The sequence below is a fragment of the Phenylobacterium sp. genome, assembly GCF_036563385.1.
Lineage (GTDB): Bacteria > Pseudomonadota > Alphaproteobacteria > Caulobacterales > Caulobacteraceae > Phenylobacterium.
Genome location: NZ_DATCML010000013.1, coordinates 1 through 6,745, shown reverse-complemented (window position 1 = coordinate 6,745; position 6,745 = coordinate 1). Strand labels below are relative to the sequence as shown.

7 protein-coding genes are annotated in these 6,745 nt (G+C 67.7%); 1 reads left to right on the top strand and 6 read right to left on the bottom strand.

What is annotated here, in order from left to right; translation table 11 throughout:
* The 4 genes from VIL67_RS13755 to rpsL all read right to left on the bottom strand — a co-directional run.
* The coding region (locus tag VIL67_RS13755; RefSeq protein ID WP_296514694.1) for a GTP-binding protein at positions 1 to 141 on the bottom strand (141 nt) is incomplete at its 3' end.
* A gap of 51 nt (positions 142 to 192) precedes the next feature.
* A complete protein-coding gene (fusA, locus tag VIL67_RS13750; RefSeq protein WP_332049479.1) occupies positions 193 to 2,271 on the bottom strand; it encodes an elongation factor G in 2,079 nt (692 codons plus the stop codon).
* A 101-nt stretch (positions 2,272 to 2,372) separates the two neighbouring features.
* The gene (gene rpsG, locus VIL67_RS13745) at positions 2,373 to 2,846 is read right to left on the bottom strand and encodes a 30S ribosomal protein S7 (protein WP_332049478.1); all 474 of its coding nucleotides are present in this window, start codon (positions 2,844 to 2,846) and stop codon (positions 2,373 to 2,375) included.
* A gap of 12 nt (positions 2,847 to 2,858) precedes the next feature.
* Positions 2,859 to 3,230, bottom strand: a complete 372-nt coding sequence (rpsL, locus tag VIL67_RS13740) for a 30S ribosomal protein S12 (RefSeq protein ID WP_056018026.1) — start codon at positions 3,228 to 3,230, stop codon at positions 2,859 to 2,861.
* 320 nt (positions 3,231 to 3,550) lie between these two features.
* On the opposite strand from rpsL, the gene VIL67_RS13735 reads away from it, so the two are divergent.
* The gene (locus VIL67_RS13735) at positions 3,551 to 4,234 is read left to right on the top strand and encodes a hypothetical protein (RefSeq protein ID WP_332049477.1); all 684 of its coding nucleotides are present in this window, start codon (positions 3,551 to 3,553) and stop codon (positions 4,232 to 4,234) included.
* Positions 4,235 to 4,272: 38 nt separating this feature from the next.
* Here VIL67_RS13735 and VIL67_RS13730 read toward each other — a convergent pair whose 3' ends face one another.
* Together VIL67_RS13730 and VIL67_RS13725 are read right to left on the bottom strand one after the other, a co-directional pair.
* On the bottom strand, positions 4,273 to 4,602 hold the full coding sequence (locus tag VIL67_RS13730; RefSeq protein ID WP_332049476.1) for a TFIIB-type zinc ribbon-containing protein: 330 nt from the start codon (positions 4,600 to 4,602) through the stop codon (positions 4,273 to 4,275).
* 153 nt (positions 4,603 to 4,755) lie between these two features.
* Positions 4,756 to 6,745 (bottom strand): DNA-directed RNA polymerase subunit beta' (locus VIL67_RS13725; RefSeq protein ID WP_473964809.1); only part of this gene is annotated, 1,990 nt, incomplete at its 5' end.

Sequence of the window (6,745 nt, the reverse complement as noted above, 5' to 3'; positions counted from 1 at the left end):
GTACTTCTTCGCCGTCGCGCCGCCCGACTTCGCCAGCGTCATCGTGATCGCCGCCGTCAGCGTCGTCTTGCCGTGGTCGACGTGGCCGATCGTGCCGATGTTGCAGTGCGGCTTATTACGTTCGAATTTCTCTTTGGCCATTTCAAGCTCCAGCCCTGTCCGGGCCTGTCCTCTAAACTAGGGTTGGATGTCTTAGGCGTACTTCTTGATCACTTCGTCGGCGACGGCTTGCGGCACCGCCTCGTAGTGATCGAACTGCATCGTGAACTGGGCCCGGCCCTGGGACATGCCCCGGAGGTTGTTCACGTAGCCGAACATGTTGGCCAGCGGCACGAAAGCGTTGATGACGGTCGCGTTGCCGCGCACGTCCTGGCCCTGGATCTGGCCGCGGCGGCCGTTCAGGTCGCCGATCACCGAGCCGAGGTACTCTTCCGGGGTCACGACCTCGACGGCCATGATCGGCTCGAGCAGCTTGGCGCCGCCCTTCTCGCGCAGCTCCTTGAAGGCCGCGCGCGAAGCGATTTCGAAGGCGAGAACCGAGGAGTCGACGTCGTGGAAGGCGCCGTCCACCAGGGTGGCCTTGAAGTCGATGACCGGGAAGCCGGCCAGCAGGCCGTTTTCCTTGGCCGAGGTCAGGCCCTTTTCGACGCCGGGGATGTATTCCTTCGGCACCGCGCCGCCGACGATGGCGGACTCGAACTGGAAGCCCGACCCCACTTCACCCGGCTCGAACACCAGCTTCACGCGGGCGAACTGGCCCGTGCCGCCGGTCTGCTTCTTGTGGGTGTAGTCGATCTCGGCCCGGCGCGAGATGGTCTCGCGGTAGGCCACCTGCGGCGCGCCGATGTTGGCTTCCACCTTGTAGGTGCGCTTCAGGATGTCGATCTTGATGTCGAGGTGCAGCTCGCCCATGCCCTTCAGGATGGTCTGGCCGGACTCGTGATCGGTCGACACCGTGAAGGACGGATCCTCGGCGGCCAGCTTCTGCAGGGCGACGCCCAGCTTCTCCTGGTCGGCCTTGGACTTGGGCTCCACGGCGATCTCGATCACCGGCGCCGGGAACTCCATGCGCTCCAGGATCACCGGGCTCTTGTTCGGGTCGCACAGGGTGTCGCCCGTGCGGGTGTCCTTCAGGCCGGCCAGGGCGACGATGTCGCCGGCGTAGGCTTCCTTGATGTCCTCGCGGTTGTTGGAGTGCATCAGCAGCATGCGGCCGACGCGTTCCTTCTTGTCGCGGGTCGAGTTCAGGAGGCCCATGCCCGTCTCGATCTTGCCGGAGTAGATCCGGCAGAAGGTGAGCGAGCCCACAAACGGGTCGTCCATGATCTTGAAGGCCAGCATCGAGAGCGGCTCGTCGTCCGAGGCCTTGCGCTCGATCTCTTCCTCGGTGCGGAAGTCGATGCCCTTGGTGGCCGGAATGTCCACCGGCGAGGGCAGGTAGTCGACCACGGCGTCGAGCAGCGGCTGGACGCCCTTGTTCTTGAACGCCGAGCCGCAGAGGATCGGGTAGAAGGCGCCGGTCAGCACGGCCTTACGGATGCACTTCTTGATCACCTCTTCCGACGGCTCTTCGCCCGAAAGGTAGGCTTCCATCGCCTCGTCATCGAGTTCGACGGCGTTCTCGATCATGTAGTGGCGGGCGGCCTCGGCCTTTTCCTTGAGGTCGGCCGGGATCTCTTCGTCACGGTACTTCGCGCCCAGGCCGTCGTTGTCCCAGACCACCGCCTTCATGCGGACCAGGTCGACCAGGCCGCGCAGGGCGGACTCGGAGCCGATCGGCAGCTGGATCGGAACGGCCTTCGCGCCCAGGCGGTCGCGGATCGACTCCACCGACTTGTCGAAGTCGGCGCCGAGCTTGTCCATCTTGTTGACGAACACGATCCGCGGAACCTTGTACTTGTCGGCCTGGCGCCAGACGGTCTCGGTCTGCGGCTCCACGCCGGCGTTGCCGTCGAGCACCGTGACGGCGCCGTCGAGCACCCGCAGCGAACGCTCCACCTCGATGGTGAAGTCCACGTGCCCGGGGGTGTCGATGATGTTCAGGCGCTTCTCGTTCCAGAACGCGGTCGTCGCGGCCGACGTGATCGTGATGCCGCGCTCCTGCTCCTGTTCCATCCAGTCCATGGTGGCCGCGCCATCGTGGACTTCGCCGATCTTATGGCTCTTGCCGGTGTAGTAGAGGATCCGCTCGGTCGTCGTCGTCTTGCCCGCGTCGATGTGGGCCATGATGCCGAAGTTGCGGTAGTCTTCGATTTTATGCGTGCGGGGCATAGCGGGTGCTCGGAAAAGGGCGTTCGTGAGGGGCGCCTGAACGAACGGCGCGGGCGGTTTAGCTCAAACCGCCCGCGCCGGAAAGCTCAGGATATGGGCGCTTACCAGCGGTAGTGCGAGAAGGCCCGGTTGGCTTCGGCCATCTTGTGCGTGTCTTCCCGCTTCTTCACGGCGGAGCCACGGTTCGAGGAGGCGTCCAGCAGTTCGCCGGCCAGCTTCTCGGTCATGGTGTTCTCGCCGCGATTGCGGGCGGCGTTGACCAGCCAGCGGATGGCGAGCGCGCGGCGGCGCTCGGGACGGACTTCGACCGGCACCTGGTAGGTGGCGCCGCCGACCCGGCGGGAGCGCACCTCGATGGCGGGGGCGACGTTGTCGAGCGCGGCGTGGAAGGTTTCCAGGGGGCCCTGGTCCTTGCGCTTGGCTTCGAGGATGTCGAAGGCGCCGTAGATGATGTTCTCGGCGACGGCCTTCTTACCTTCGTACATCACGTAGTTCATGAACTTGGTGACGACCAGGTCCCCGAACTTCGGGTCCGGAAGGACTTGGCGTTTTTCTGCGCGGCGGCGGCGGGACATGACTTCTGATCCTTACTTCGGACGCTTGGCGCCGTAGAGCGAGCGACGCTGCTTGCGGTCCTTGACCCCTTGGGTGTCGAGCACGCCGCGCAGGATGTGATAGCGGACGCCCGGAAGGTCCTTCACCCGGCCCCCGCGGATGAGCACCACGGAGTGCTCCTGCAGGTTGTGGCCTTCGCCGGGGATGTAGCACACCGCTTCGATGCCGGTGGTCAGGCGCACCTTGGCGACCTTACGAAGGGCCGAGTTCGGCTTCTTCGGGGTGGTCGTGTAGACGCGGGTGCAAACGCCACGGCGCTGGGGGCAGCCCTTCAGGGCCGGCACCTTGTTGCGCGAGGGCTTGTCCTGGCGCGGCTTGCGGATGAGCTGGTTGACTGTAGGCATCTAATCTCGCTGCGGAGGCGTGTGCCGTTGGGCCGAGGCGCCTCGATGGGGGTTATTGTTGTCGTCGGGTTTCCGAGGCTTCCGGTGAACGCAAAAACTCGCCGGGACGCCGTCGTGAGGCGTTCCGGCGGGAACCACGTCTCCGGCCGGGAAAGACTCCCCGGCTCGAAAGAGCGCGCTACATAGTCGCGAAGCGCCTGCCCGTCAACGTTTGCGCAAGGGCGGAGGCGCTTGCGCCGCAGCCGCGGAGGGGCGCCATGAAAACGCCGTCACGGCCCCCTCGTCTACGCTGCAGCTTCGGGGCGGACGGAAAGGGGCGGATGGCCAGCAGGCGGTACCCGCGCGGCGCGGTGGCGGTCGGCGTATCGGCCGCGCTGCACCTCGTCGTGCTCGCCGTCCTGGCGCTGCACGCGCCCAAGGCTCCGGTCCGGCCGCCGGAAGCCGCAGGCCCGCCGATCCCGATCATCCCCGTGCTGCTGGCGCCCATGGCCGTCCCGCCCGGTCCGGCGGGGGAAGGCGGCGGCCCCATCCGCCTGCACCGCCGGCAGGTGCGCCCGCGCGACCTGCCGGCCCACGTACGGCCCCTGATCGCGCCCACGGCGGCGCAGCCAGAGGCGGTCGAGGTCCGGCCCGCGCCCTCGCCTGTCGCGGCCAGCTCACCGCCGCCGGCGGGCGGCCTGGGGCCGCTGGAGCTGTCCCGCGTGCTCCGCAGCGGGGTGCTGGGCTGCGCCAACCCGGGGCGCCTGTCCCGCGAGGAGCGGGCTCGCTGCGAGGAGCAGCTGGCGTCCGGCGCGCGCGACGCGCCGTTCACCGGGCCAGGCGTCAGCCCGGACAAGCTCGAGGGGTTCGCCGCCGTCGCCGCCCGGAAGGCCGCCGACGCGCGCTACCGCGGCGCCCCGCCCACGCCGCCGGTGGCCGCCGGCCGCGGCGGTCCTGGCGCCTCGGCCAGCGACATGGCCCGCCAGCTCGGAAACGACCGCCCAAGCGCCAGCCGACCTTTCTGACCTAGATCGCGATCAGAAGAGCGGGCCGCCCAGCCACCTCAGTCGAAGATGTCGAAGATGTCGAAGCCCTTCTTCTTCTTCTTGTAGTGGTAGTCGTCGTCGTACTTGTAGCGGCCGTGCTGGCTGTCGTACGGGTGCCGCTGCTTCCAGGCGTCCGGGTTGCGATGGAACTCCTGCACCTCGCGGTCGAACCGCTGGACGTCCTTCTGGACAGCCGATGTCTCCTCCTTCACCCCGCCGAGCAGCTTCTCCAGCTCCCCGCGGTCCAGCCAGACGCCGCGGCAGGTGGGGCAGATGTCGATCTCGACGCCGCCACGGTTCACGTTCTGCATCGAGGTGTTGTCGTTGGGGCAAAGCAGCAGGGGCACCGGTCGTCTCCTCCGTGGGAAGCTCCGCCTGATCTAGGAAGCCGCGCCCCCTTTCGCCACCCGCAGGGGCCCTGCGAGGGAGCGCCGTGGGCCCGAACGCAAAACGGCCCGGGATCGCTCCCGGGCCGCTCGCTGGGTTCTGGCTGTCGGGGCTTAGCCGTCGACGCGCTCGGCCTCCGCCGCGTCGGAGATGATCTCCGGCAGCGGCTCCATGGCTTCCTCGCGGCTCTGCGTGAGCGCCTCGTCGCGCTTGGCGGCGATGCGTTGCAGGTTGCGGAGGTACGAGCCCGTGCCCGCCGGGATGAGGCGGCCCACGATCACGTTCTCCTTCAGCCCTTCCAGGGTGTCGATCTTGCCCTGCACCGAGGCTTCGGTGAGGACGCGGGTCGTCTCCTGGAACGAGGCCGCCGAGATGAAGCTGCGGGTCTGCAGCGACGCCTTGGTGATGCCGAGCAGGACGGGCTGGGTGATCGCCGGACGGCCGCCGCGGGCTTCCGTCTTGGCGTTCTCCTCGTCCACTTCGAGCTTGTCGAGGTGGTCGCCCTTCAGCAGGCCGGTGTCGCCGGGCTCGACGATCTCGACCTTCTGCAGCATCTGACGGACGATCGTCTCGATGTGCTTGTCGTTGATCGGCACGCCCTGCAGTCGGTAGACCTCCTGGATCTCGTTCACCAGGAAGTCGGCCAGCGCCTCGATCCCCTGGATGCGCAGGATGTCGTGCGGATCCGGGTTGCCGTCGATCAGGTACTCGCCCTTGCGGATGATGTCCCCGTCGTGGACGGCGATGTGCTTGCCCTTCGGGATCAGGAACTCGACCGCCTCGCCGCCGTCTTCCGGCGTGATCTTGATGCGGCGCTTGTTCTTGTAGTCCCGACCGAACTCGACCCGGCCGTCCATCTCGGCGATCACCGCGCAGTCCTTCGGACGCCGCGCTTCGAACAGCTCCGCCACCCGCGGCAGACCGCCGGTGATGTCGCGCGTCTTGGCGCTTTCCGTGGGCATACGGGCCAGCACTTCGCCGGGCTTCACCTCGTCGCCGTCGCCGACGGAGAGAATGGCGCCCACCGGCAGCAGGTAGCGGGCCTCACCGCCGTTGGAGATGCGCTTGTAGGCGCCCTGCTCGTCCAGCACCGCGATGGCCGGACGCAGGTCCGAACCCTTGGTGGAGGCGCGCCAGTCGATGACGACGCGGTTGGAGATGCCGGTGGCCTCGTCGGCTTCCTCGCGGACCGAGAAGTTCTCCACCAGGTCCTCGAACCGCACGCGGCCCGCGACCTCGGTGATGATCGGCGTGGTGTACGGGTCCCACTCGGCCAGGCGCTGGCCGCGCTTGACCTTGTCGCCGTCCTTCACCCGCAGGCGGGCGCCGTACGGCGGCTTGTAGGACTCGCGGTCCTTGCCGTCGACCTGCACGGTCATCACCAGGTTGCGGCTCATGCCGATGAGGTGGCCCTCGGCGTTCTCGACGGTGTTGCCGCCGGAGAGCCGCACCACGCCCTCGTTGGAGCTTTCGAAGAACGACTGCTCGGCCACCTGGGCGGTGCCGCCGATGTGGAAGGTCCGCATCGTCAGCTGGGTGCCGGGCTCGCCGATCGACTGGGCCGCGATGACGCCCACGGCCTCGCCGATGTTCACCGGCGTGCCGCGCGCCAGGTCGCGGCCGTAGCAGGCCCCGCAGACGCCGTTCTTGGTTTCGCAGGTCAGGACCGAGCGGACCTTCACCGATTGGACGCCGGCGCTTTCGATCAGCTCGATCATGTTCTCGTCGAGGTAGCTGTCGGCCGGCACGATCACGTCGCCGCCGCCCGGCTCCTTGATGTCCTCGGCCGCGAAGCGACCAAGGATCCGCTGGCCGAGCGAGACGAGCACGTCACCGCCTTCGACCACGGCGCGCAGCGTGATGCCGCGCGTGGTGCCGCAGTCTTCCTCGGTGATGATGCAGTCCTGCGCCACGTCCACCAGACGGCGGGTCAGGTAACCCGAGTTGGCGGTCTTCAGCGCGGTGTCGGCCAGGCCCTTACGGGCGCCGTGGGTGGAGTTGAAGTACTCCTGGACGGTCAGGCCTTCCTTGAAGTTCGAGATGATCGGCGTCTCGATGATCTCGCCGGACGGCTTGGCCATCAGGCCGCGCATCCCGCCGAGC